Origin of the sequence: Ruegeria lacuscaerulensis, assembly GCF_013033355.1 — a bacterium.
Taxonomy (GTDB): domain Bacteria; phylum Pseudomonadota; class Alphaproteobacteria; order Rhodobacterales; family Rhodobacteraceae; genus Ruegeria; species Ruegeria lacuscaerulensis_A.
On record NZ_WQDY01000014.1, the window covers coordinates 1 to 24,568 of the forward strand.

General features: G+C 57.3%; 22 protein-coding genes. 15 read left to right on the forward strand and 7 right to left on the reverse strand.

Annotated features, from left to right (window positions below; all coding sequences use genetic code 11):
* From GOW48_RS19600 to GOW48_RS19615, 4 genes are all read left to right on the forward strand, one after another.
* Nucleotides 1-1,357, forward strand: a 1,357-nt coding sequence (locus GOW48_RS19600) for an L-fuconate dehydratase (protein ID WP_331251839.1), incomplete at its 5' end; no start/stop codon positions are given.
* A gap of 67 nt (nt 1,358-1,424) precedes the next feature.
* Entirely contained in the window at nt 1,425-2,399 is a 975-nt protein-coding gene (locus tag GOW48_RS19605) for a sialic acid TRAP transporter substrate-binding protein SiaP (RefSeq protein WP_170755798.1), read from the forward strand.
* 57 nt (nt 2,400-2,456) lie between these two features.
* The gene (locus GOW48_RS19610) at nt 2,457-2,999 is read left to right on the forward strand and encodes a TRAP transporter small permease (protein ID WP_170755799.1); all 543 of its coding nucleotides are present in this window, start codon (nt 2,457-2,459) and stop codon (nt 2,997-2,999) included.
* Nucleotides 2,990-4,270, forward strand: a complete 1,281-nt coding sequence (locus tag GOW48_RS19615; protein WP_170755800.1) for a TRAP transporter large permease — start codon at nt 2,990-2,992, stop codon at nt 4,268-4,270. The genes GOW48_RS19610 and GOW48_RS19615 overlap by 10 nt, the downstream gene beginning before the upstream one ends.
* Nucleotides 4,271-4,327: 57 nt before the next feature.
* Here GOW48_RS19615 and GOW48_RS19620 read toward each other — a convergent pair whose 3' ends face one another.
* Complete coding sequence (locus GOW48_RS19620) at nt 4,328-6,220, reverse strand: DEAD/DEAH box helicase (protein WP_170755801.1); 1,893 nt, start codon at nt 6,218-6,220, stop codon at nt 4,328-4,330.
* A 273-nt stretch (nt 6,221-6,493) separates the two neighbouring features.
* Nucleotides 6,494-7,246 (reverse strand): TetR family transcriptional regulator, encoded by a 753-nt coding sequence (locus GOW48_RS19625; RefSeq protein WP_234899532.1) that lies wholly within the window; start codon nt 7,244-7,246, stop codon nt 6,494-6,496.
* 139 nt (nt 7,247-7,385) lie between these two features.
* Between GOW48_RS19625 and GOW48_RS19630 the strand changes: the two genes are divergently transcribed.
* From GOW48_RS19630 to GOW48_RS19665, 8 genes are all read left to right on the forward strand, one after another.
* Nucleotides 7,386-8,492: a sugar ABC transporter substrate-binding protein gene (locus tag GOW48_RS19630; protein WP_170356329.1), complete on the forward strand. Its 1,107-nt coding sequence runs from the start codon at nt 7,386-7,388 to the stop codon at nt 8,490-8,492.
* 88 nt (nt 8,493-8,580) lie between these two features.
* A complete protein-coding gene (locus GOW48_RS19635; RefSeq protein WP_170356330.1) occupies nt 8,581-9,546 on the forward strand; it encodes an ABC transporter permease in 966 nt (321 codons plus the stop codon).
* 10 nt (nt 9,547-9,556) lie between these two features.
* Complete coding sequence (locus GOW48_RS19640) at nt 9,557-11,065, forward strand: sugar ABC transporter ATP-binding protein (protein ID WP_170755802.1); 1,509 nt, start codon at nt 9,557-9,559, stop codon at nt 11,063-11,065.
* 10 nt (nt 11,066-11,075) lie between these two features.
* A complete protein-coding gene (locus GOW48_RS19645) occupies nt 11,076-12,017 on the forward strand; it encodes an ABC transporter permease (RefSeq protein WP_170356332.1) in 942 nt (313 codons plus the stop codon).
* The gene (locus GOW48_RS19650) at nt 12,014-13,048 is read left to right on the forward strand and encodes a zinc-dependent alcohol dehydrogenase (RefSeq protein ID WP_170755803.1); all 1,035 of its coding nucleotides are present in this window, start codon (nt 12,014-12,016) and stop codon (nt 13,046-13,048) included. Before GOW48_RS19645 ends, GOW48_RS19650 begins: the two co-directional genes overlap by 4 nt.
* A gap of 24 nt (nt 13,049-13,072) precedes the next feature.
* Nucleotides 13,073-13,630, forward strand: a complete 558-nt coding sequence (locus tag GOW48_RS19655; RefSeq protein WP_170755804.1) for a hypothetical protein — start codon at nt 13,073-13,075, stop codon at nt 13,628-13,630.
* Between the two features lie 23 nt (nt 13,631-13,653).
* Nucleotides 13,654-15,156 carry an aldehyde dehydrogenase family protein gene (locus GOW48_RS19660; RefSeq protein WP_170755805.1) on the forward strand — a complete coding sequence of 501 codons (1,503 nt, stop codon included), beginning with the start codon at nt 13,654-13,656 and terminating at the stop codon, nt 15,154-15,156.
* Nucleotides 15,156-16,754, forward strand: coding sequence for a GMC family oxidoreductase (locus GOW48_RS19665; protein ID WP_170755806.1), 1,599 nt, complete (start codon nt 15,156-15,158; stop codon nt 16,752-16,754). The genes GOW48_RS19660 and GOW48_RS19665 overlap by 1 nt, the downstream gene beginning before the upstream one ends.
* Nucleotides 16,755-16,808: 54 nt before the next feature.
* On the opposite strand, the gene GOW48_RS19670 is transcribed toward GOW48_RS19665, so the two are convergent.
* Nucleotides 16,809-17,627, reverse strand: a complete 819-nt coding sequence (locus GOW48_RS19670; RefSeq protein WP_170755807.1) for an aldo/keto reductase — start codon at nt 17,625-17,627, stop codon at nt 16,809-16,811.
* A gap of 146 nt (nt 17,628-17,773) precedes the next feature.
* On the opposite strand from GOW48_RS19670, the gene GOW48_RS19675 reads away from it, so the two are divergent.
* The 3 genes from GOW48_RS19675 to GOW48_RS19685 are packed head-to-tail and all read left to right on the forward strand — an operon-like array spanning nt 17,774 to nt 20,454.
* Entirely contained in the window at nt 17,774-19,354 is a 1,581-nt protein-coding gene (locus tag GOW48_RS19675) for an acyl CoA:acetate/3-ketoacid CoA transferase (protein WP_170755808.1), read from the forward strand.
* Nucleotides 19,354-20,118, forward strand: coding sequence for an enoyl-CoA hydratase/isomerase family protein (locus GOW48_RS19680; RefSeq protein WP_170755809.1), 765 nt, complete (start codon nt 19,354-19,356; stop codon nt 20,116-20,118). The genes GOW48_RS19675 and GOW48_RS19680 overlap by 1 nt, the downstream gene beginning before the upstream one ends.
* A gap of 24 nt (nt 20,119-20,142) precedes the next feature.
* Nucleotides 20,143-20,454 carry a Dabb family protein gene (locus tag GOW48_RS19685; RefSeq protein WP_170755810.1) on the forward strand — a complete coding sequence of 104 codons (312 nt, stop codon included), beginning with the start codon at nt 20,143-20,145 and terminating at the stop codon, nt 20,452-20,454.
* A 20-nt stretch (nt 20,455-20,474) separates the two neighbouring features.
* Here GOW48_RS19685 and GOW48_RS19690 read toward each other — a convergent pair whose 3' ends face one another.
* The 4 genes from GOW48_RS19690 to GOW48_RS19705 are packed head-to-tail and all read right to left on the reverse strand — an operon-like array spanning nt 20,475 to nt 24,411.
* Complete coding sequence (locus tag GOW48_RS19690; protein ID WP_170755811.1) at nt 20,475-21,335, reverse strand: sugar phosphate isomerase/epimerase family protein; 861 nt, start codon at nt 21,333-21,335, stop codon at nt 20,475-20,477.
* 5 nt (nt 21,336-21,340) lie between these two features.
* A complete protein-coding gene (locus tag GOW48_RS19695; RefSeq protein ID WP_170755812.1) occupies nt 21,341-22,489 on the reverse strand; it encodes a dihydrodipicolinate synthase family protein in 1,149 nt (382 codons plus the stop codon).
* 9 nt (nt 22,490-22,498) lie between these two features.
* Nucleotides 22,499-23,269, reverse strand: a complete 771-nt coding sequence (locus GOW48_RS19700) for a 3-ketoacyl-ACP reductase (protein WP_170755813.1) — start codon at nt 23,267-23,269, stop codon at nt 22,499-22,501.
* Nucleotides 23,266-24,411 (reverse strand): acyl-CoA dehydrogenase family protein, encoded by a 1,146-nt coding sequence (locus GOW48_RS19705; RefSeq protein WP_170755814.1) that lies wholly within the window; start codon nt 24,409-24,411, stop codon nt 23,266-23,268. Before GOW48_RS19705 ends, GOW48_RS19700 begins: the two co-directional genes overlap by 4 nt.
* Nucleotides 24,412-24,568: the final 157 nt, after the last annotated feature.

Below are 24,568 nucleotides of genomic sequence, written 5' to 3' on the forward strand. Positions count from 1 at the left end.
CCGGCGACAAGATGGAGCTGGGGATCGAGGGACTGGGCGTGCAGCGGCAGGATGTAAAGGCCAGCGCATGACCCGCATCACCGGCATCCGAACCGAAGACCTGCGCTTTCCGACCTCGGACAGTCTGGACGGATCGGATGCAATGAACCCCGATCCCGACTATTCCGCCGCGTATGTGGTGCTGGAAACGGATGGTGCGCATGAGGGCCACGGCCTCACGTTCACCATTGGGCGCGGCAATGAGATCTGCGTGACCGCGATCAAAGCGCTTGGCGCGTTGGTCAAGGGTTTGGAATTGGATTGGATCACCGAAGATATGGGCCGCTTCTGGCGTCATATCACCGGGGACAGTCAGCTGCGCTGGATCGGGCCGGACAAGGGTGCGATCCATCTGGCGACTGGCGCAGTGGTGAATGCCGCGTGGGATTTGTGGGGGAAAGAGGCGGGGAAACCCGTCTGGCAATTGGTGGGCGACATGTCTCCTGAAGAGATCGTGCGCCTGATCGACTTTCGCTATCTGACCGATGCGATCACCCCGGACGAAGCGCTGGACATGCTGCGCGCCGCCGCGCCGGGCAAAGACGACCGCATCGCCAAGCTGAAAGCCGAAGGCTACCCGTGTTACACAACCTCGGCCGGGTGGCTGGGCTATCCCGACGACAAGCTGCGCCGCCTGTGTCAGGAGGCCAAGGATGCAGGCTTTACCCACACCAAATTCAAGGTGGGCCGCGACCTGGACGATGACATCCGTCGTCTGACCATCGCCCGCAAGGTTCTGGGCGAAGACATGAACATCATGATCGACGCCAATCAGGTGTGGGAGGTGGATCAGGCCATCGACTGGGTCAAAGCCCTGTCCTTTGCGCGCCCGTACTTCATCGAAGAACCCACCAGCCCCGATGATGTATCTGGCCACAAGGCAATCCGCGAAGGGGTCGCGCCGGTCAAGGTGGCGACGGGCGAGATGTGCCAGAACCGCATCATCTTCAAACAGTTCATCAAGGAAGGCGCGATCGACATTGTTCAGATCGACAGCTGCCGGATGGGCGGGCTGAACGAGGTTCTGGCCGTCATGCTGATGGCCGCGAAATACAACTTGCCCGTCTGGCCCCATGCCGGGGGCGTGGGTCTGTGTGAATACGTCCAGCATATGTCCATGATCGATTACATCGCGATCTCGGGCGAGAAAGACAGCAAGCGGATCGAATATGTCGATCACCTGCACGAGCATTTCGTCGATCCCTGTGTGGTGAGGAACGGGGCCTATATGGCGCCGGAAAAGCCAGGGTTCTCGATCGAAATAAAACCCGAAACCATCGAAGACTTCCGCTTTTCAGAGGAACTGGCGGCGGAATGAAACAACCGCCTGACCGGGCTGAAGAAACCGGCGGGCATCTTAAATCAACCTGGAGGAACTACCCTAAATGTTTAACTTTGGAAAAACGGCCTTTGGGGCCGCCTGTATTTTTGCGCTTTGCGCAACGGCTGGCCTGGCACAAGAGACCCTGCGGTTTGGCCACGTCTATGAGGCTTCGACGCCTTATCACGCAGCAGCTGTACGTGCGGCCGAGCTGTTGGAAGAAAAGACCGACGGGCGCTACAAGATGGAGGTCTTCCCGGCTTCGCAATTGGGCAAAGAGGCCGCGCTGAACGAGGCGCTGTCGCTGGGTACGGTTGACGCGATCTATACCGGCGTGGCTTTTCTGGGTCAGTCCTATGGCCCGATCAGCATCTCGGACTATCCGTTCACCATGCGGTCCTATGATCACTGGAAAGCTTATGTGAACTCGGATCTGTTCAATGAAATGGCAGCAGAATACAAGAACATTTCGGGCAATACCGTCGCGGCAATGACCTATTACGGCGCGCGTCACGTGACCTCGAACAAGCCGATCCTGGCGCCCGCAGATATGGACGGGCTGAAAATCCGTACCCCGAACGCGCCTGCCTATCAGATGTTCCCCAAGGCCACCGGCGCAAACCCGACACCCATGGCCTTTGCCGAAGTTTATCTGGCCCTACAGCAAGGTGTTGTAGACGCACAGGAAAACCCGCTGCCCACCATCCAGTTCAAAAAGTTCTACGAGGTGCAGTCGAACATCAACCTGACCGGACATATCACCAACTCGCTTGCGGTTGTGGTGTCACCTGTGACGCTGGGCAAGATGGGCGATGACGGGCAGGCGCTGCTTGACGCATTGGCCGAAGCGGCCTCGAGCACATCGGATGAAATTGTTCAGTCAGAGGCTGAACTGGCTGATTGGTTCCGTGAACAGGGTGTTACCGTGAACGAGGTGGATCGCGCACCTTTCATGGCCGCCGTCGCGCCGCTGTTGACGGGCAATGACGTGCCTTGGGATGCTGAGACGTTCGAACGTCTTCAGGCAATCCAGGACTAATCTAGACTGTGCCCGGCCTCGCGCCGGGCGCATTCTGACCGCACAAGGTGGCCCCGAATGACCCAGACCGAAACCCCGCCCGAGATCGACTTTGACGCACTGGCCGCCGAAGACGACGCTCATTTCCAGAATTTCCGCATCACAATCGGAGACTACGGTTTACTGGCCCTGTTCGGGTTGCTGTTTGGCGTGGTCTTTTTGCAGTTTTTCACGCGCTATGTGCTGAACGATTCAGTCGCGTGGACGGAAGAGGCCGCGCGATATCTGCTGATCCTTCTGGGCTTTGCCGGGGCGATCCGGTGTCAGGTTGTCGGCAGCCACATCGTTTTGGAATTTGTCGACAAATACTATGGGTTCCGCCTGCGTTGGGTCCATATCTTTGCGCTGGCGGCAACCTTCGTTTTGTTTGCCGTGATCATGTGGTCCGCGTGGGAGCTGATCCAGAGGACATCGTTCCAGCAAATGGTCTCATTGCCTTTCCCGAAATACTACCTGCACGCATGCGTCATGGCCTTGGCCGGGGCAAACCTGTGCGTCGTCGGTTGGCAGATTGTCACACGTTTGAAGCAGATTGCAAAAGGTGAAGACAAATGGGTCTGACTATTCTGTTCGTTTCGCTGTTCGGCCTGATGCTGCTGCGGGTGCCGATCGCTTTCTCGCTCGCGCTGTCCTCGTTTGCTTACATTCTGTATTCTGGCCTGCCACCGGTTCTGTTGATGCACAATATGGTCAACGGGATGGACAGTTTCCCGCTGCTTGCCATTCCATTCTTTATACTCGCGGGCGCATTGATGAACTCGGCCGGGATCACCGCGCGGATCTTCGGATTTGCGCGCGCCATCGTCGGCTGGATGCATGGCGGTCTGGGTCACGTGAATGTGGGCGCCAGCATCATCTTTGCGGGCATGTCCGGCGCTGCCGTGGCCGACGCTGGCGGACTGGGTGCGATCGAGATCAAGGCCATGCGTGAGGCAGGCTATGATGATGATTTCAGCGTCGGGGTCACTGCCGCTTCGTCGACTATCGGGCCGATCATCCCGCCGTCCTTGCCGCTGGTGATCTTTGGCGTCATGGCGTCGGTGTCGATTGGCAAGCTGTTTGTGGCCGGGATTGTTCCGGGGTTGTTGATGGCAGCGGCGCTGTCGGCGATGATCTGGTGGATGTCACGCACACGCAACTACCCGCGTGATGTCAGCTTTAGCCCCTCGGTCATCGTCACCCGGTTTCGGGCCGCGTTCCTGCCGCTGATGACACCGGTCATCATCGTGGGCGGCATCGTCTCGGGGGCGTTCACTCCGACAGAGGCCGCTATCGGGGCTGCCGCCTATGCGCTGTTTCTGGGCACCATCGTCTATCGCACCCTGACTCCGCGCAAGCTGGCGGTGATCTCGCTGGAAACCATTGAGACGACGGCTGCGATCATGATGATCGTTGGCGCGGCCTCGGTGTTCGCATGGATCCTGACCGCCAATCAGGTCGCCACGCATTTCGCAGAATTTGTGCTGTCATTTACCGACAGCAAGGCCGTTGTGCTGCTGTTGATCATGGCGGTTGTGCTGGTCGTGGGCCTGTTCATGGAGACCATCGCGGCGATTTCGATCCTCGTGCCGGTGCTGATGCCGGTGGCGGCGCAGTTCGGGATTGATCCGGTGCATCTGGGCATCATCGTAATCTTGAACCTGATGCTGGGTCTGCTGACCCCGCCGGTGGGCATGGTGTTGTTCGTGCTGTCGCGCGTCTCGAAGGTGCCATTCGAACAATGCGTCCGCGCCACGTTACCGTTTCTGGTGCCGTTGTTGGCGGTCTTGCTGTTACTGACCTTCGTACCTTCGCTGGTTCTGTGGTTACCGAACCTATTGTACGGCTCGTAAGGAGCGTTCAGGCGTTTAGTCAAGTTTTGAGCCGGTCATTGATTGCCGGCTCGAACTTTACTTGGACCGCCTTGGCATCGCATTGCCGCCTTTTGCCGCTGCAGCGCGCGCGCGATTTTTCTTGCTGCTCGGTTTGCCCTTTGGTGGCGGCGGGCCTTTTGGGCGACGCGGAGGTTTGGCCGCCTGATCGCCAGCCTTGCCAGAGTTGCGCTTGGGTTTAGCGTCGGTTTTCGGCGTGTCAGGGGACTTTCGCTCGGGCTTCTTCCACGCCTTGGCTGGTTTAGGCTCGACACTGCGCGGGGGCTTTTTGCCGGTTTTGGCAAATTCCTTCTTGCTCTTTTCGCCTCGCTTGAAGCTGGGTTTGCCTGCTGCGTGGAAATCGGGGGCGGCGTCCAGTTGAACGATTGCCTTTGTACTCTCAATCGTCATCTCGGGACCGATGGCCTCCAGAAAACCCGCAACGCTGCTTTCGCGGATTTCGATATATGTCTCGGTTTCAGCGATGCGGATCGCTCCGACGTCCGATTTGGTAATGTTGCCCGCTTTGCAGATCATCGGCAGCAGGTATCTTGGAGACGCGTTTTCGTTGCGTCCTTCGGACACTGCAAACCAGACGCTCGGGCCGAACGGAGCACTTGGTTTGGGTCCAGGTTCTTTGACTTCGTTTAGTTCCTCGGGCGCAGAATGTTGTCGCGCGTATTGACGGACATAAGCCGCGGCAAGTTGTTCTGGTGAGAACTTCGACAGCAATTCATCCACGGAGTTACGTTCAGAGTCGGAGATGTCCAATTGCCAGTCATCTGAGTTGAACATTCTCTGCAGGTCTTGTGCATTCACCTCTTCGGCGGAGGGTGCGGCGCCCCATTCAGCCGTCAGCTTGGCGAATTTGAGCAGACGCTGAGCCTTTTTGAATGAAGCCGGGGGCACGATCAGTGCGCTGACGCCTTTGCGGCCCGCACGCCCGGTCCGGCCAGAGCGATGCAATAGGGTTTCATGACTGTTTGGCAGTTCAGCATGGATCACCAGATCCAAGTTCGGCAGATCAATCCCGCGCGCGGCAACATCTGTGGCGACACAAACACGGGCGCGTCCGTCCCGCATGGCTTGCAGGGCATTGGACCGCTCACTCTGTGTCAACTCGCCTGACAGCGCGACTACGGGGAATCCGCGGTTCGACAATCTGGCGGTCAGACGGCTGACCATGGCACGCGTGTTGCAAAAGACGATCGCGTTGGGGGCTTCGTGATACCGCAGCACGTTAATGATGGCGTTTTCGCCGTCGCGTGGGGCGACGCTCATGGCTTTGTATTCGATATCGGCGTGTTGTGTACGCTCGCTGACGGTGCTGACACGCTGAGCGTCTTGTTGGTATCGTGTTGCCATGCTAACGATGGCGCGCGGCACGGTCGCGGAGAACAAAAGGGTCTGACGGTCGATTGGGGTTTGCTCGAGAATGAACTCCAGATCTTCACGGAACCCGAGGTCCAGCATCTCGTCGGCTTCGTCCAGAACTACGGCGCGAACGTTCGTTAGATCTATCGAGCCGCGCATGATGTGGTCCCGCAAGCGCCCCGGTGTCGCCACAACGATATGCGCGCCTCGAGACAGGGCCCGGCGTTCATCCCGCATATCCATGCCGCCAACGCAGGATGTGATGTAGGCACCGGCATCTGCGTAAAGCCACCCCAGCTCTCGCTTAACCTGCATTGCAAGTTCTCGGGTCGGTGCGATGACCAATGCCAGGGGCGTATCCGCTGTGTCAAACGCCTGTGCATCGCCCAGAATGGTTGGGGCAATCGCCAAACCGAATCCGATGGTTTTACCTGATCCGGTCTGTGCCGATACCAACATATCCCGCATCTGCAGTTCGGGCGCGGTGACGGCCTGTTGGACGGGGGTCAGAGTGTCGTATCCCTTGCGCTTCAGCGCAGTTTCGAGCGTTTGTTTCATGGTTCAGCTTTCCTGGGTGATGCTGTCACCCTCAGAGCGTCCAACACACGGATCATAATCGAAGCGCTGCTCATACCGACAGAAGCTGAGGATGTATAGAGCGGAAAATGTGCGGCCCGACCGCTTGCGAACCTCGGAGCCTGTTTGCGCAACAGGTGGGTTTTCGCAGTCACAGAAGGTTGGTTACCCTTCAAAGTGATTGGCAAGAACCTGTTTCTTCAAGGCCGCACTGCAAAAGATTTAAGGCCGAAAGCGACTGGTCAAAAGCGGTTCTCAATTCCCCTGTGCGTCAGCTCGGACCAATCTTAAAACAGTTTCAATGTTGAAGGCCAAACGTTCGTCCAGCGCCTTTTCTTCCATAAGATCGCGCCCGAACAGAAACGAGCCCGTATGCCGGTTTGTCAGGTAATAATAGCCGATCGCGGCGATCGTGATATTCAACTGAGCAGCGTCGATGCCGCTTCTGAATTCACCTGTAGCCTGTCCCTTGACCAGGATTTCGTCCACCATTCCAACCAGACCGCGCATAGTTTCTGGCAAGTTATCAAGCGACTTTATGTGTCGCGCGCCATGCAGGTTTTCGCTGTTAACCAGTGTAATAAATTCAGGATTATCAAGATAATACTGCCAAGTGAACCGCACCAGGGTTTCCAGTGCATCAGTCGGGGACAAATCTTCGAGGTTCAATTCCCGCTCGGCCTTGCGGATATCCAGATAGGCTTCCTCCAGTACGGTTCGAAACAGGTCTTCCTTACTGCCAAAGTAGTGGTACAGCATGCGTTTGTTGGCTTCGGCCAGTTCAGCGATTTCATCAACGCGTGCGCCACCCAGACCCCGTTTGGCAAACTCACTCTTTGCGGCCATCAGGATTCTGGACTTGGTCGCCTCGGCGTCTCTTTTCTTTTTTGTTTTCGGTATTTCGGCCACGGCTAAACCCTTCTGATGAACCTTTCTATTACTCTGATGAGCCGCAGAGGTGTAGCCACATCTGTTTTGAATGAACGATTGCCCCCTGTTTTCCATCATTCTTAACGCTTGACACATCATTTCGTAAAGAAGTAACTAGTTAGTGCATTAAAGGCGTGCATAGCCGCGATCAATGCCGCGCGTCCGAACCGGGTCATCAATCGCGGACCCAAGGTGCAGATCGTAATGGGAGGAAAATATGTCGTTCATCAAAAACTATATCGCGCAGGAGACGATAACCCGTCGCAACCTGTTGCTGGCATCAGCGTATGGTGTTGGCGGTGCAGCAATCTCTAGCATGTTGGGTGGAATGGCGCGTGCTGCCATCACGGACCCAACTGTTGCTTGGTCTTATCGCAATCGCACGAACCCATATTGGAATGAGATCGTGTCCGGCGGCGAGGCTTTTGTTGAAAGTCTGGGTAAACCTAAGGATTTCCTGACGCATCTGATCAACGAAGGCTCATCTGAGAAATCGCTGGCGGATGTAAAAGCGCTTTTGTCCAAGACAAACGGCGAACTCGCGTTGGCCATTGACACCAACGATGCTCCGAATGCGCGTCCGGTTGTGGAATCCTGTGTCGAAGCAGGGGCCTATGTTTCGACCCTGTGGAACAAGACCGACGACCTGCACCCCTGGGATTTCGGCGACAACTATGTCAGCCACATGAGCTGGTCCGACGAAGGCCCGGCCGAGCAAACCGCGCGCATTCTATTGGATGCCATGGGCGGTTCCGGTGGCGTTGTTCATCTGGGCGGTATCGCCTCGAATAACCCAGCGATCGAGCGGCTGGCCGGTCTGAAGAACGCGTTGAAAGACTACCCGAATGCCGAGTTGCTGGCGGCAGAGCCCGCCGACTGGGATACGCAGAAAGCCAATCAGGTCATGAGCGCGTTCCTCACTCGGTATGGGGATGACATCAAGGGTGTTCACTGCGCCAATGACACCATTGCTTACGGCGTGCTCGAGGCCCTGCGCGCGGAAGGCATCGAAGATATGCCCATCGTATCCTATGATGGTAACCCGCAGGCGGTTGAGCTGGTGGGCGAGGGCAAGATCCTGGCCACCGTCTTCACCAACCCGCACTGGGGTGGCGGTATCACGGCGGCATTGGCGTATTACGCGGCCACGGGTCACTTCAAGCCCTCTGACGAACCAAACGAACACCGCGAATTCTATGGCCCGACCATCATGGTCCGCCCAGAAGACGCCCAAGCGTTCAAGGCCGAGTATCTGGACAGTGTCCCGACCTATGACTGGAAAGATTTCTGGTCCACGTCGAACGGCCAAATTCAATACAAATAATGTGATTGCGAGCCGGTCTCAGAGCCGGCTCGTACATTCGGGTCCGACTTGATCGACCACCACCAGTTCACTCAGTGGGAGGAAGCACGTGAGCAATGTGCTGACACGGGATGTTCTGATCAAATGGGCGCCCCTGATCGTCCTTTTGGTTTTGGTCCTGTTCTTTACGGCGATGGAGCCGCGCTTTTTTTCACTGCGCAACTTTGCGCGGATCGGAATTTCTTCGGCTCCGGCGCTGATGGTCGCTATTGGCGTGACATTCATCATCATTATGGGATCGATCGACTTGTCGATGGAGGGCACAGTTTCGGTTTGTGCCGTGGTGTTTGCTTTTGCTTTCATTGCTTTGGGTGGCACGTTGGCGTCCTGGGCGTGGCTTGCCATCCCTCTGGCCTTGCTTGTCGGCGGGGCAATCGGGTTAGTGAACGGGCTTGTGCATGTCTTGCTGAAGATACCGTCGTTTATGGCGTCTCTGGCGATGGGTTTCGTCGGCACTGGTTTCGCGCTGCTGCTGACAGGGGGCGACCGCATCCGAGTGGAGGATGACCTGTTCCGTTCGCTGCTGACCGAGCGTTGGTTCGGATTTCCCATCATGTGCTATGTCGCACTTCTGTTTCTACTGATCGCTTGGTTCATCCAGTCCCGTACGACACTGGGCCGTAACTTCTATGCTGTTGGCGGGGGCGAGGAACTGGCTCATGCTTCAGGTCTAAACGTCAACCGCGTGCGGATCATGGGGTTTGCACTGGCCGGTGTCTTTTATGCGGTCGGCGCGTTGTTGGCCGTGGGGCGGATCGGTATTGCCGAGACAGCGACAGGGTCGAATTTCATGTTCGTGTCGATCACCTCGGTTGTGGTGGGTGGTACTGCTCTGTGGGGCGGGATCGGCGGTGTCTGGAATACGCTGATCGGTGTGTTGATCGTGAATGTCATTAACAACGGCATGGTTGTGATCGGATTGCCCGGCTACGTGCAAGACGGTGTTCTGGGCATATTGGTCATCGCCGCGGTGGTTCTATCGACCGACCGCAAATCCGTAACCTTCGTGAAATAGGGGCGGGCAGATGTACGAACTGATCAATGTCGACAAGAAATTCCCCGGCGTCCACGCTCTGAAATCCGTGGACTTCAAGATCGGGCGCGGCGAGATCGTGGGCCTCGTTGGCGAAAACGGTGCGGGCAAATCCACCCTGATGAAGGTCATCTATGGGGCACACCAACCCGACGGCGGCGACATCACCATCGACGGCACTAAGGTTCGGTTCCAGAACCCGCGTCAGGCGATGGATCACGGTATCGGCATGGTGTTTCAGGAACAATCGCTGATCACCAACCTGACCGTGATGGAGAACATCTTTCTGGGGTTCGAGCAGCAATTCGTCAGCTACGGCGTTATCAACTGGAAAGCCATGGCCGAGGCCGCGCGCAAGCAGTTGGCTAAAGTCAAACTGGACATCGATCCGGGCACCACAACCTCGAAACTGTCATTCGCGCAGCGACAACTGGTCGAGCTGGCCAAGGTTCTGACGCTAGAGGAACGGATCGACGGCGATCTTGTCATCCTGCTGGACGAACCAACCTCAGTTTTGGCAAAGGAAGAGGTCGAGTTGTTGTTCTCGCTGGTGCGTGAGCTGACAAAACGGGCGTCGTTCATCTTTGTCAGCCACCGAATGGACGAGGTTCTTGACCTGTCCGACCGTATCTATGTGATGAAAGATGGCGAAGTTGTAGACGTCGTCGCCCATGACGATGCGAATGTTGATGCGATCCAACACAAGATGGTCGGGCGCGATGTCGACAAGGAATATTACCGCGAGCAGAAGCAAAAACCTTATCAGGTTGAGGCAAAGCCGCTGGTTGCCTTCCAGAACGTGACTGCAACGGGAAAGTACTCGGACATTTCATTCGATCTGCGCCCCGGCGAGGTTTTGTGTCTGGTCGGCACCGAAGGCTCGGGACGCGAGGCGATCTTGCGCACGATCTTTGGGCTCGAAACTCCATCTGCCGGTGCCGTAAGCATCAAGGGCGTGCCAGTCAGCAAATTCAACGCGCAAGTCGGGGTCGCCAACGGCGTTGGTTACATCCCTCGCGAACGCAAGGTTGAAGGGATCGTCGCAGGCATGAGCGTTTACGAAAACATGACGCTCAGCCAGATGGGAAACTATGCCAATTCGGGCGTGTTGCGGATTGGTGAGGAAAAAACGCTGGCTCGCCGATGGATCGATCGTTTGGCGATCAAGACACCAGATGTCTACAAGGATTGTGGCGGGTTGTCGGGCGGCAACCAGCAAAAGGTTGTGCTAGCCAAATGGCGCTCGGCCGGGTCCGATATCATCCTGCTGGATCACCCGACGCGCGGTCTGGATATCGGCGCCAAAGAAGATGTCTATGACATGGTACGCGAGATGTCGGATGACGGCGTCGGCATCATTCTGGTCGCTGACACTTTGGAAGAGGCCATTGGCCTCAGCCACACGATTATCGTCCTGAAGGACGGTAACGCCCAGAAACGTTTCGATTGCAGCCCAGGGGACAAACCGTCGCTGTATGACCTTGTCCATCACATGATCTGAGGGCGAACACATGAGTTTTGAACGTATCAAACCGCATTTGCCCTGGATCACTCTGTTGGTTCTGGTTCTGGTTGTCGGGGCTGCAGATTCCAACTTTTTGCGCCCTTCCAACTTGATTTCGATGGCGGCGGATATCGTGCCGCTGTTCATCATGGCGCTTGGCATGACGTTCGCGATCTATATCGGCGGGATAGATTTGTCTGCGCAGTCGGTTGCCAACATGACCACAGTCGTGGCCACGATTGCCTTGCCAACCTTTGGCATTGGTGCCGCGTTGATCTGCATTCTAGCCGGTGTGGTTCTGGGCGGGGTTTCGGGCTTTGTCACGACGCGTCTATTTGTGCCGTCCTTTATCTCGACCCTTGCGGTTGGCGGCATCGCCTTTTCCGCCGCACAATACATGTCAGGGCAGCGCGCGCTGTTCATGGACGCTTCGCTTCGGGATTCGACCTTTGGTTGGATGACCGGATCGCTGGCGGGCATCCCCAGCGAATTGTTCATCGCCGCCGCGTTGGTTCTGGGTGCATGGTTCCTGCAATCACGCACCACCTTTGGCCGTGCGCTCAAGGCTGTGGGGGCGGGGGAACCTGCCGCCGTGGCCTCGGGCCTGAATGTCAATCGCATCAAGATCATGGCGTTCGCTCTGTCCGGTGGACTGGCGGCGATTGCGGGCTTGCTGTTTGCAGTGAAATTGTCCGGAGGCTCTCCCACTCTGGCAAACGGATTCCTGCTGCCTGCGATCGTCGCGGTTTTGGTGGGTGGAACACCGCTGACAGGTGGTGTGGGCGGAGTGATCAACACCCTGATTGGCACTCTGATCGTGGCTGTGATCCGGTCTTCGATGCTTTATTTTGAGGTCGACGCGACGCAACAGCAGATGGTGTTTGGCCTTATTCTGATTGTGGCCATCGCACTGACTATCGACCGAACCAAGCTGAGGGTTGTGAAATGACCCCGACCATGCGAGCGGCGGTGCTGACCGAACCCGGTCGGTTCGAGGTCACTGACGTCGCACGCCCCAACCCAGGCCGGGGTGAAGTTCTGGTTCGCATCATACGGGTCGGGATTTGCGGGACCGACATGCATATCTTTAACGGCCACTACGCGGCCGACAGCATGCCCCTGATACCCGGTCATGAATTTACGGGCACAATTGCCGAGTTGGGCGAAGGCGTAGCCGGCCTGACGGTTGGTGCGCCGGTTGTGGTCGATATGAATATCGGTTGCGGCACATGCTATTGGTGCCGCCGGAATGAAATCCTGAACTGCCCCGAGATGCAGCAGATGGGTATCACCATGGATGGCGCCTTTGCCGAATACATCTGCGTCCCCGCGCGCCTTGTTATTCCAGCTCCGCAGGACACAGCTGCCGAAGTGTTGGCGTTGACCGAACCTTTGGCCTGTGTTGTGCGCTGTGCTCGTAAAGCCAACATCACATTCGGCCAGTCGGTCGTGGTGCTGGGCGCGGGCCCCATCGGTAACCTGCACGTACAACTCTTGCGCACGATCGGGGCGGCGCCGATCATCGTTGCGGATTTGTCCAAGGCGCGTGTGAACATGGCGCTCGAGGTCGGAGCGGATGTTGGTGTCACCGATCCAGACCAACTGGAACAGGTGGTCAGGGATCATACGGATGGGCGCGGTGCTGATGTGGTGATCGAAAGCGTTGGCCTGCCTGCTCTTTATAAACAGGCCACCAAACTGGCTCGAAAAGGGGGTCATATCGCGGCCTTTGGACTGACTGGTGCAGGAGAGACCCTGCCTGTCGATATCCTGCAAACCATCCTGCAAGAGAATTCGATCAAAGGTTCTGTCGCTGGGATGGGGCAGGATATGCATGACGCGCTGACCCTGTTGACCCACGGTCGGATAAAAACTGAACGCTTTATCCAAGCGATTTATCCGCTGGATCGCATTCAGGAAGCTTTCGACAGTTTCCAGGATCGTCCGACTGATCTGAAAACCCAAATAACGATGACGTAAACGCCAGAGAGGGAGGAGCTCAGCATGACCGTCGAAGTCTATACATCCAAACCAGAAGGCATGATCCCAAACAGCCGTTTTCCCCTGCTGATCCATCGAGGAGCAATCCCAGGTGGCGGCGTGGATGCCGTCAAGGCCCGGTTCCGCGCAAATGGCTGGGGCAACAACTGGGAATATCCGGGCGTTTACGAGTACCCGCATTTCCATTCGACATCTCATGAATGTCTGGGATGTGCGCGGGGCTGGATGGAGTTTAACCTATCTGTCGAAGGTTGGACTCGGGTCCGGATCGAGGCTGGTGATGTTATCGTCATGCCTGCGGGTGTCAGTCATGAGATGGTCGGACGATCCGACGATATCATGATGTGCGGCGGTTACGCCGGGGGCCGCGACTGGGACAATATTCAAGAGGCTTTTTTGACTCCGGAAATGTTCCAGGCGGCCGCCAAACGGATCATGATGCTGCCGATTCCGGATAAAGACCCTGCGACCGGTGAAATTCTGCACCAATGGCATGACGCGCCGTCCTCGGTGGATGGTGGGTGGAACGATTTCCGCGATGGCCTGGACGCCTCTGCCTGACGCTTTTTTTCGGAGCCCCGACTATGGACCAAAACGCACAGATACTTACACCGCCTTCCGAGCCCCGTGAATTTGGGTTCTTCATGGCCGGCAAATGGGTTCCCGCCGGTGATCGCGACGTGTTCGAGCGGTCCTCGCCGGGTCATGGCGTGCCGGTCACGCGCATCCCGCGCTGTACCGAGGATGATCTGAACGAGATCGTCGCATCGGCGCGCACGGCGTTCGATGATCGCCGCTGGTGCGGGTTGTCCGGGTCTGACCGCGCGGCTGTTTTATTGAAAGCGGCCGATCTGATCCGCCAGCGCACCGATAAGATCGCCTATTGGGAAACGTTGGAGAACGGCAAGCCCATCGCGCAGGCGCGGGGCGAGATTAGCGGTTGCGTTGGTATGTTCGAATTCGCTGCCGGTCTGGCGCGAGCTTTGCATGGGGAGAGTTTCAACAACAGCGGCGATGGCGCGTTGGGGATTGTCACCCGTGAGCCGGTTGGCGTTGTCGGCCTGATCACGCCTTGGAACTTCCCTTTCCTGATCCTGTGCGAGCGGGTGCCTTATATCCTCGCTTCGGGCTGCACGATTGTTGCCAAACCTTCCGAGGTGACCAGTGCCACGACTTTATTGCTGGCCGAGATCCTGTCGGAAGCAGGACTGCCGGATAGTGTGTTCAATGTGGTCACCGGATCAGGCAGCGTGATCGGCCAGAAGCTGGCGGAACACATGGATGTGGATATGCTGTCCTTTACCGGCTCGACCGCTGTTGGCCGCTCGGTCGTTGCGGCGGCGGGGCAGAGCAATTTCAAAAAGCTGGGGTTGGAACTGGGCGGTAAGAATCCGCAGATTGTCTTTGCTGATGCGGACCTTGAAGATGCAGCCGATGGTGTGGCCTTCGGCATCGCGTTCAACACCGGCCAGTGTTGCGTTTCCGGTGCGCGCCTTTTGGTCGAACGCTCGATTGCAGAAAAGTTTGCAGGCATGGTCGCGGACAAGCTGCGCAAGGTCCGCGTGGGCGATCCGTTGGACGAACGCACCCAGGCGGGCGCGATCACGACAAACGCGCAGAACCGCACCATCCTGTCCTACATCGCCAAGGGTCAGGAAGAGGGCGCGACCCTGCTGATCGGGGGCGGAACGCCCGAAATCTCGGGCGGGCAATATATCGACCCGGTGGTATTCACTGATGTGACCAACGACATGGCCATAGCGCGCGAAGAGATTTTCGGCCCGGTTCTGGTTGTGATCCCGTTTGATACGATTGACGAAGCGATCTCGATTGCCAACGATACTGAATACGGTCTGGCGGCAAGTGTTTGGACCAAGAATATCGACAGGGCGCTGACCATCTCTCGCCGCGTTCAGGCCGGACGGTTCTGGGTCAACACAACTTTAGCTGGGGGGCCTGAACTGCCGATTGGCGGGTTCAAGGCGTCCGGTTGGGGCCGCGAGGCCGGGATGCACGGCGTCGAGGAATATACGCAGATCAAGTCGATCCATGTCGAGATCGGCAAGCGGTCGCATTGGGTAGAGTAATGGCAAACGGATTTGACTATATCATCGTTGGTGGCGGATCAGCGGGCTGTGTTTTGGCCAATCGCCTGACCGAAGACGGCGCCGTCAGGGTGTTACTGCTTGAGGCGGGCGGAAAGGACAATCACCCGTTGATCCACATGCCTGTGGGCTTTGCCAAGATGACGGACGGGCCGCATACGTGGGGTTTTAACACCGTCCCGCAAGTCAACGCCAATAACCGCGAGATCCCCTATGCTCAGGGCCGGGTGATCGGTGGTGGAAGCTCGATCAATGCCGAGGTGTTCACGCGCGGCAACCCGGTCGATTATGACCGTTGGGCCAATGAGGAAGGATGCGAGGGCTGGGCCTTCAAGGATATCCAGAAGTACTTCATTCGCTCCGAACGCAATGCGATCCTGTCCGGAGACTGGCACGGGACCGAAGGGCTTTTGGGTGTGTCCAACATCCCGGACCCGCAAGAGATGACCCGCGCCTTTATACGCTCGTGCCAAGAGGCGGGCATCCCTTATAACCCCGACTTCAACGGGGCGGTTCAGGAAGGTGCAGGTGTTTACCAGACGACCACCTGGAATGCGAAACGCTGCTCGGCCGCTGTGGGATATCTGAAACCGGCGATGTCGCGCGGGAACCTGACGGTCAAAACTGGGTGTCAGGTGCATCGGATTGTCATCGAAAATGGCCGGGCGACCGGAGTGGAATTTGATCAGGGCGGACAGGTTGAAACCGCATCGGCGGATCAGGAGGTGCTGGTCACTTCGGGCGCGATCGGAACACCCAAGCTGATGATGCTGTCGGGTGTCGGCCCCGCCGCGCATCTGCGCGAGCACGGGATCGAGGTGAAGCAAGACTTGCCCGGTGTGGGTGAGAACCTGAACGACCATTTCGGCATCGATATCGTGGCCGAACTGAACGGGCACTATAGTCTGGACAAGTACAACAAACCTCATTGGGCGGCCTGGGCCGGAATACAGTATTACTTGTTCGGCTCGGGGCCTGTGACCTCGAACGTGGTTGAAGGCGGGGCGTTCTGGTATGGCGACGACACGGCCCCCGTGCCGGATTTGCAATTTCATTTCCTTGCAGGTGCCGGTGCCGAGACCGGGGTACCCAGCGTGCCCAAAGGCAGCTCGGGTATTACGCTGAACTCATACACTGTGCGTCCCAAGGCCCGTGGTACAGTGCGCCTGCGGTCAAACAAGGTCGAGGATATGCCGCTGGTCGATCCCAATTTCCTGGGTCACCATGATGATCTGAAAATCTCGGTCGAAGGGGTGAAACACAGTGTCGAGATTTTCCGGCAGAAAAGTCTGCAAAACTACATCCGCAAAATTCACTTCCCCGGTGACAACGTGAAAACACAGGCCGAATACGAGGCCTATGCCCGCCAATATGGCCGGACATCTTATCACCCGACATGTACCTGTAAAATGGGTGTGGATGAGATGGCGGTCGTTGACCCGCAAATGCGGGTGCGCGGGATTGACGGGCTGCGGATCTGCGACAGTTCAGCCATGCCCAGCCTGATTGGGTCTAACACGAACGCACCGACGATCATGATGGCCGAAAAAGCGGCGGACATGATCCGGGGCAATCACTGAAATCGATTTACCTCCCCGAACTGGCGGCGCCTTGAATGGGCGCCGCTTTTTTCTTTAGTCCCAATCGGGGGCCCAAGGCACCAAGTCCTCGGTGACGATCCGATAACCTACCTGGGTCATGGCGTCGATCCGATCCATATCGACGTTGGACAAGATGAAATTCATCACGTCAAAATTGGCCTGAATGTTGGCGCGTTTTGTAGACATGGTGTTGATCGGAACACCCTTTTGCAAAATCCAACGCAACACGACTTGTCCGGCGGTTTTTCCGTAGCCTTGACCGATCTCGGCAAAAATCGGGTGCTTGAAAACCTCTCCACGCGCCACTGAGCAATAGGACGACAAAGGGATGCCCGTTTCAGAGGCGGCTGCCAGAAGCACATCTTGGTTCAGCAGCGGGTGAAACTCGACCTGATTGGACACGATCGGTGTTTCGATGATCTTGACTGCGTCTCGCATCATTTGCGCGGTATAGTTTGAGACGCCGATGTTCTTTGCCAGACCCTTTGCATGAGCCTGTTCAAGCAATTTCAAAGATGGCGCGATATCCCCCCCTATATGTGGCCAGTGCAACAACAGGACGTCCACGTAATCAAGGCGAAGCTTCTTAAGGCTTTCTTCCACGGATGGCAGGAACGCGTCGTCACTGAAATTGTCCGGATGCACTTTGGTCGTGACGCACATTTCATCTCGTTTCAGGCCAATTTCGGCCAGCGCGTCACCGGTTTCCTTCTCATTTTCATACATTTGAGCGGTGTCAAAGGACCGATACCCGATCTCGGCTGCAATCGCCATCGAGTCGCGAAGTTCTGCTCCGGTCAGGGGGAATGTGCCGAAGGTACGCTGATAAGTGTTTTGAAAATAGATGTTCACGGTGATCCTCCCAAAGAACAAACTCAATAAGTAACTTATTAGTTACTTGAGGTTCGGTCAATTCCCTTGTTTTGGTTATTTTTGTTGCTTTTCGGTGCACCTGAAGGCATAACTTATAACCAATTAGTTACTTTCGTGAGGATCGCATGAGCAAGCAGATGACGGCACGCGAAGCGGCAAATCTTGTACCCGATGGTGCGACGGTCGCGGTGAATTCTTCAAGTGGTTTGTGTTGTCCGGATGCAGTTCTGAAAGGCCTTGGCGAGCGCTTTGATGAAGAGGGTGCGCCAACAAATCTGACGACCATTCATCCCATAGCTGCAGGTGACTTTTTTGGCACGAAGGGGGTAGATCATATTGCCAAACCGGGTCTGCTAAGTCGGATAATTGGCGGGTCTTACCCATCGGGGCCGAGCAATGCGGAACCGCCGCTTGTCTGGCAGATGATCACGGGCGAACAGGTGCGCGCGTATAACGTACCGTCGGGTATTATCTTTGATATGCTGCGCGAGGCTGCCGCCAAACGTCCGGGTGTCCTGACCAAAGTTGGTATGGAAACCTTTGTCGACCCCGAGATCGAAGGCTGCGCAATGAATGCCGCTGCCCGTGCCGAGCCCATCGTGAAACGGATGGAGTTCGAAGGTGAAGACTGGCTGTATTTCAAATCAATGGCGCCGAATGTGGCGATTATTCGGGCAACCACAGCCGATGAAAAAGGCAACCTGAGTTTCGAACACGAGGGGGCCTATCTGGGCGCGATGGAGATGGCCTTGGCGGCGCGCAACAACGGTGGCGTGGTGATTGCTCAGGCCAAACGCATCGCGGCGGCAGGAAGTATCCGACCACATGACGTGCACGTACCCGGTATTTTGATCGACGCGATTGTCGAAGCGCCCGACCAGTTACAGACCACGGCTACGGAATATGACCCGGCAATTTCGGGCGAATTGACCCGCCCGATCGAAAGCTTTCGAACGGCCGACTTCAACGTCGGGAAAGTCATAGCGCGCCGTGTGGCGAAAGAGTTGAAGGATGGTTGGGCTGTAAATATCGGGTTCGGAATCTCGGCCAACGTTCCGCGTATTCTGGTCGAAGAGGGTTTGCATGGCTCGGTCACGTGGATGATCGAGCAAGGCGCGGTTGGCGGGGTTCCATTGTTGGATTTCAAATTTGGCTGTTCCGCCAATGCCGAGGCCTTCGTGCCGTCGCCACATCAGTTCTGTTATTTCCAGGCGGGCGGGTTTGATGCCTCGCTGCTGTCTTTCCTCGAGGTTGACAAACACGGCTCGGTCAACGTCTCGCGTCTGTCAGCCATTCCGCACCGGACTGCCGGAGCAGGAGGGTTCGTGGATATCACAGCGAGGGCGCGCAAGATCGTTTTTTCTGGCAACTTCAACGCAGGAGCCAAGATGACCATTGAGGATGGTCAGCTGAAAATTCTGAAAGAGGGGAAAGTGGCCAAGTTTGTTGATGAGGTCGATCAAATCTCATTTTCAGGTAAGCGGGCACAGATGCAGGGGCAGGACGTGACATACGTGACCGAGCGCTGCGTGATCAAGCTGACCGAAAAGGGCCTTATGGTGACCGAGATCGCGCCCGGGCTGGACCTGCAACGCGATATTCTGGATCAGGCGGCGACACCCTTGTTAGTTTCAGATGACCTTGTCCGGATGGACGCGGCCCTGTTTGACCCGGCCCTGATGGAGCTGCAACTCGCGGCGGGCTAATGGAGCATTTCCTTCTGGATATACGGGACGGCATCGCGCGGTTGACCCTGAACCGCCCCGAGCGCCTGAACGCCATGGATGAGGCGATGATGGATGCGCTCATGGCGCTGTGCCGTCAGATCGAACACACCCAGGACGCGTATGTTGTGATCCTGACCGGTGCGGGAAAGGCGTTTTGCGCAGGGGGCGATATCGACGCGTGGTCCAGCCAATCGGCAGACGCATTCGGCCGCCATTGGCTCCGCGATGGGCATCAGGCACTGGATGCCCTGACGCGGCTGCGACAGCCTGTGATTGCGGTGTTGAACGGGCATGTTTTGGGCGGTGGTCTGGAACTTGCGGCGTGCGCCGATTACCGCATTGCCGAGGATCACATTCGGATCGGACAGCCCGAGCCGGGGCTGGGGATCATTCCCGGCTGGTCCGGCACTCAGCGCGCGGTCCGGCGGTTCGGTGCCCAGCTTGTCCGGCGCATGGCGCTGTTCGGCGAGCAGTTCTCGGCCCATGATGCGTTGACTGCGGGGATTGTGGATCAGGTCGTCGAAAAAGGGCAGGGCCTTTCCGCTGCGGATGAGCTGGCCAACCGGATGCGCCATCGTGGGCCGGTGGCGACAGAGCTTGTCAAAATGCTGATCAACGCCGCTGAGGGCGAGGAACGTGAGCGTGTTTTCGAAGCGCTGGCAGGTCGGATCGCCGCCGTCCAACCCGAGTTGAAAACCGGTTTGGCCGCGTTCAAGGATCGCAAAAAACCTGATTTCTGGTAAGCATCAAATCATGAGGGCCTAAATATGATACGTCACCTTGTTCACCTGCGCTTTAAGGACGACGTGTCCGACGAAGAAAAGGCCACGCTCTATCGGGATCTGGCCGGCCTGTCGGGTCATATCGAGGGCATTCTGGATTTCCAAAGCCGAAGCAATGTGTCGGTCGAGACCGATCTGGTGCGGGGCTTCAATGACATGTTCTGGTTTGACTTCCGCGATGAGTCCGTGCGCGATGTTTATTTGGTCGACCCTGCGCATCAGAAGGTCGGAGGCCGGATCGTGGCCAAAACGGTCAATGGCCCGGACGGTGTATTCGTGTGTGATATCGAGGTGTAGAAGACGCGGCTAAACCAAGGTCAGCAACAGGTGCGGTACCGGTCCACGATCACGTCCAATACCTCGTTTGGGTCGCGTTTCCACCAGTTGCCGGCCGAGAAGATCTCGACTTCGCACAGCCCTTTGTAGCCTGCTTGTTCTACAGCGGAGCGTAGGGCCCGAAGATCCGCGACACCGTCGCCCATCATGCCGCGATCCAGCAGGATATCCGTGGTATCGGCCAGCCAGTCACACAGGTGATAGCCCAGAATGCGCCCGTTCGCGCGTCGCGCCAATGTATCGGCCAGCGTGGTGTCCCACCAGACATGATAAACGTCGACGGCCATGCCCACATTCGGTGCGCCTATCGTATCGCAGACATTCAAAGCATCGGCTGCTGTCATCAGGCAAGTGCGGTTGCCCGCGGTGGCGGGGTTCAGCGGCTCGAGCGCCAGGTTTACGCCGCGGTCGGCCGCATAAGCTGCGGCCCGTGCGACGCGGTCCGCCAGGATTTTCTGGCTGTCCAGAACGCCCTTGGTGCCAGGCTCTGGTCCGCCCGTGACAATGGTCAGAACATCCGTGCCAAGCCCTGCGGCCTGATCGATAGAGAGGTAAAAATCATCCATGATCTGTTGGTCCGAGGGCAGCGCCAGTGGTCCGATCAGGAACGGCGTTCGGCATAGGCCAACAACTTGCAGCCCGGCTGCGCGGACCTTGTCGCCGATCTCGGCCTCACGTCCGCCCAATTCTCGCCGCCAGAAGGTGATGCCTCCATACCCTCGCGCGGCACAGGCGTCGATGATCTGCTCGGGTGACCATCCCGCACCAAACCCGTCCAGATTATGGCCCAGTGTCGCGGTATTCAGCGCGAGTGCAGAATGATCCTGCGAGAAATCGCGCATCCGGATCAGACCCCGTAGAGTTTCAGCATGTGGCGCATCCGTTCGACCGCCAGATCGGGATCGCGCAGCAAACCGCATTCGTCAGCCATTTTAAAGCAGTCAGTAAAATAGGGCAGAGACCGCGTTGCCTGCGCCCCATTCAGCATGATGAAGTGATCCTGAAACCCGTTCAGCCAGGCCAGGAATACTACGCCCGTTTTATAATATTGTGTGGGTGCCCGAAAGATATGGCGCGCGAGCGGCACAGTGGGGTCCAGCGTGGCGCGAAAGGTTGACGCATCACCTTCGCTCAGTTTGCTGACCGCATAGGCAGCCGCTGGGGCAAGTGGATCGAAGATTCCAAGCAAGGCATGAGAATACCCTTGATCATCACCTTCGATCAGTTCGGGGTAATTGAAATCGTCGCCGGTATACATTCGAACGCCAGCGGGAAGGCGGCGACGCATGATGACCTCTTTTTCAGCGTCTAGCAGCGAGATTTTGATCCCGTCCACCTTGTCTGCATTTGCGCTGATAACGGTCAAAGCAGTGTTCATCGCATCTTCAAACGCGTCGGAACCCCAGTACCCGGTCAGTTGTGGATCAAACATCTCTCCCAACCAGTGCAGGATGACCGGTTGGTCACAGGCGGCCAGAACATCGCTGTAGACCGAGATATAGTCCTCTGGACCCCTAGCAACCCTGGCCAGCGCACGCGAGGCCATCAGGATAATGCGACCGCCGATCTTTTGGATGGCTTCGACCTGCTGCAGGTAGGCGCGGCGCACGTCGTCCAACGTCTTGGCATCTGCAGGATCAAGGTGGTCGGTGCCACACCCATTCCCGACCAGGGCATCCGGCAGTTCCTCTTTGGTGCGCCGGATCAGTTCCAATGCGCCTGTCCAGTCCAGACCCATGCCGCGTTGGGCGGTATCCATCGCTTCGGCAATGCCCATCCCCATATCTGCAAGATAGCGTCTGAACTCCAACGTCTTTTCCCAGTCCACATGGGCTGGACCCGTGGGGTCGTGGTCGCCGAACGGGTCTGCGACCACATGCGCCGCAGAATACAGCACCCGTGCGGAATTCGGCGTCAGTTTCGAGGGCGCAACCGGTGTGCCTGTCAGGTGATAGTCCTGCAAAGCGCCGGTTGTATCGGGAAGCTGAATTTTCATCGAAACACCTTAGAACCGAGGGACCAGCATACCGGCATCCGCCGAGATCGCTTGTCCGGTTGTGTAGGGAAGCTTGCCGCTGGCCAACGAGGCTATGATGCGCCCCATATCTTCGGGCTGGCCGACGCGGGGAAACAGGGTCAGGCCATCTTTGGCGCGCTGATCATACATCTCGATCACCGGTGCGGTCATGTCGGTCGAGATCAGTCCGGGCTGCACGTCATAGACCGCGATATTCTCTTGGCCCAACCGCACTGCAAAGGTTTTCGAGATCATCGCAGCGGCTGCTTTCGAGGCGCAGTATTCCGCACGCGGGGCCGCCACCGCCACAGCGTTGGATGAGGTGACATTAACGATGCTGTGGAACGCGTCGGCGTCACGCGTACGGCTTAGCAGCCGCTTGGCGAAGGCTTGCGACAGAAAGAACATCGCTTTGGTATTCACAGCCATGCAGCGATCATAGCTTTCTTCGGTCACTTCAAGAAGATCACCGCGTTGCATAACGCCAACGCCTGCATTGTTCACCAAGGTCGTAAGCGGGCCGATTTCTGCCTCGATTTCCGCCAGCTTGCTATCGTGCAAGGCGATATCGGACACGTCGAAAGGTGCCGTAACGACCGGTACGCCCATGGCGCGAATGGTTTCGGCGGCAGCTGCAAGTTCGTCATCCGCCACGGGGCCGTTCAGGGCGATCGAGAACCCCTCCTGCGCCAGTGCAACCGCAGCGGCCAAACCGATCCCACGGGACGACCCGGTCACAAGTGCGGCCTGAGGTGTCATGCTGCGGCCCCTTTCGCCAATAGCTCTCGTGCGATGATCATACGCTGAATTTGATTTGTGCCTTCGTAAATCTGCGTGATCTTGGCGTCCCGGTAAAGGCGCTCGACTTCGAACCCCCGGATATAACCTGATCCGCCAAACACCTGCACCGCGTCCGACGATCGTTGCACAGCCATATCTCCAGCAAAACACTTGGCCATCGAGCACGCCTTGGTCGCATCCAGCCCAGCGTCGATCTTGTAAGCAGCTGAATGTACCAGCAGCCGGGCCGCTTCGACATCTTTGGCAATATCGGCCAACAGCCATTGAACGCCTTGGAAATCCGCAATTTGCTTGCCGAATTGCTTGCGTTGTTGGGCATAATCGGTGGCGGCCTCCAAGCCGGCCTGACCAATCCCAACGGCCAACGCAGCTATGCCGACGCGACCCTTGTCCAGCACGCTCATCATCATGTGGAACCCGCGCCCCTCAATGCCCAGCAATGCGTCGGCGGGTAGCCGGACATCGTCGAAGGACAGAGGGCCTACCTGACTGGCGCGCTGGCCCATCTTGATCTCTTTCGGCCCGCGCGTCACACCCGCTGCGTGAAGGTCGACGACAAAGATCGACATGCCGCGATGACCGGCTTCGGGATCCGTTCTTGCAAGGACAAAGCCCAGATCAGCCACGGGCGCGTTGTGAATCCAGATTTTACCGCCATTCAGAACCCAGCTGTCCCCATCGCGCACGGCGGTTGTTCGGATGCCTGACACATCCGTGCCAGCCTCGGGTTCCGTGATACAGTAAGCGGGGCGCAATTTGGCAGCCAGCAGGTCAGCCAACCACTTACCTTGTTGGTCCGCGGTGCCGTGGCGCACCAGCAAGGTGGTGACCAGCTCCAGCAATCCACACTGATCCGCAATGGACGCATAGCCGCGCGAAAGCTCTTCCATCACCAGTGCGTAGGTGATCGTGTCAAAGCCGGGTCCGCCCATTTCTTCTGGAACGCAGATTCCAAACAGACCCAGCTCGGCCATTTGGTCGTAGATTTCGGCTGGAAAGCGGGAATCCCGATCCAGGTCTTCGGCCAGTGGTCGGATCACATTGTCGGCGAACTGGCGGGTCATGTCCCGAACCTGAATGTGGGTTTCCGTGAGAAACATAGTTGCGTCCCATAATGTAACTAATCAGTTACTAATATGCGTTGCACCCCTGCTGCGTCAAGTGGGTTGATCGCGTCAGTCGATTGCGATAAATAACCAAACAGTTACTTATTTGAAGTGCAGTTGGGCGGGCGTAGGCTTGCTTTAGGGAGGCTTG

Excerpts from the sequence above, each read along its gene's own strand:
- GOW48_RS19605 (WP_170755798.1), top strand. The coding sequence starts at position 1,425 with ATGTTTAACTTTGGAAAAACGGCCTTTGGGGCCGCCTGTATTTTTGCG.
- GOW48_RS19610 (WP_170755799.1), top strand. The coding sequence starts at position 2,457 with ATGACCCAGACCGAAACCCCGCCCGAGATCGACTTTGACGCACTGGCC.
- GOW48_RS19615 (WP_170755800.1), top strand. The coding sequence starts at position 2,990 with ATGGGTCTGACTATTCTGTTCGTTTCGCTGTTCGGCCTGATGCTGCTG.
- GOW48_RS19620 (WP_170755801.1), bottom strand. The coding sequence starts at position 6,220 with ATGAAACAAACGCTCGAAACTGCGCTGAAGCGCAAGGGATACGACACT.
- GOW48_RS19625 (WP_234899532.1), bottom strand. The coding sequence starts at position 7,246 with ATGATGGAAAACAGGGGGCAATCGTTCATTCAAAACAGATGTGGCTAC.
- GOW48_RS19630 (WP_170356329.1), top strand. The coding sequence starts at position 7,386 with ATGTCGTTCATCAAAAACTATATCGCGCAGGAGACGATAACCCGTCGC.
- GOW48_RS19640 (WP_170755802.1), top strand. The coding sequence starts at position 9,557 with ATGTACGAACTGATCAATGTCGACAAGAAATTCCCCGGCGTCCACGCT.
- GOW48_RS19645 (WP_170356332.1), top strand. The coding sequence starts at position 11,076 with ATGAGTTTTGAACGTATCAAACCGCATTTGCCCTGGATCACTCTGTTG.
- GOW48_RS19650 (WP_170755803.1), top strand. The coding sequence starts at position 12,014 with ATGACCCCGACCATGCGAGCGGCGGTGCTGACCGAACCCGGTCGGTTC.
- GOW48_RS19655 (WP_170755804.1), top strand. The coding sequence starts at position 13,073 with ATGACCGTCGAAGTCTATACATCCAAACCAGAAGGCATGATCCCAAAC.
- GOW48_RS19660 (WP_170755805.1), top strand. The coding sequence starts at position 13,654 with ATGGACCAAAACGCACAGATACTTACACCGCCTTCCGAGCCCCGTGAA.
- GOW48_RS19665 (WP_170755806.1), top strand. The coding sequence starts at position 15,156 with ATGGCAAACGGATTTGACTATATCATCGTTGGTGGCGGATCAGCGGGC.
- GOW48_RS19675 (WP_170755808.1), top strand. The coding sequence starts at position 17,774 with ATGAGCAAGCAGATGACGGCACGCGAAGCGGCAAATCTTGTACCCGAT.
- GOW48_RS19680 (WP_170755809.1), top strand. The coding sequence starts at position 19,354 with ATGGAGCATTTCCTTCTGGATATACGGGACGGCATCGCGCGGTTGACC.
- GOW48_RS19685 (WP_170755810.1), top strand. The coding sequence starts at position 20,143 with ATGATACGTCACCTTGTTCACCTGCGCTTTAAGGACGACGTGTCCGAC.
- GOW48_RS19690 (WP_170755811.1), bottom strand. The coding sequence starts at position 21,335 with ATGCGCGATTTCTCGCAGGATCATTCTGCACTCGCGCTGAATACCGCG.
- GOW48_RS19695 (WP_170755812.1), bottom strand. The coding sequence starts at position 22,489 with ATGAAAATTCAGCTTCCCGATACAACCGGCGCTTTGCAGGACTATCAC.
- GOW48_RS19700 (WP_170755813.1), bottom strand. The coding sequence starts at position 23,269 with ATGACACCTCAGGCCGCACTTGTGACCGGGTCGTCCCGTGGGATCGGT.
- GOW48_RS19705 (WP_170755814.1), bottom strand. The coding sequence starts at position 24,411 with ATGTTTCTCACGGAAACCCACATTCAGGTTCGGGACATGACCCGCCAG.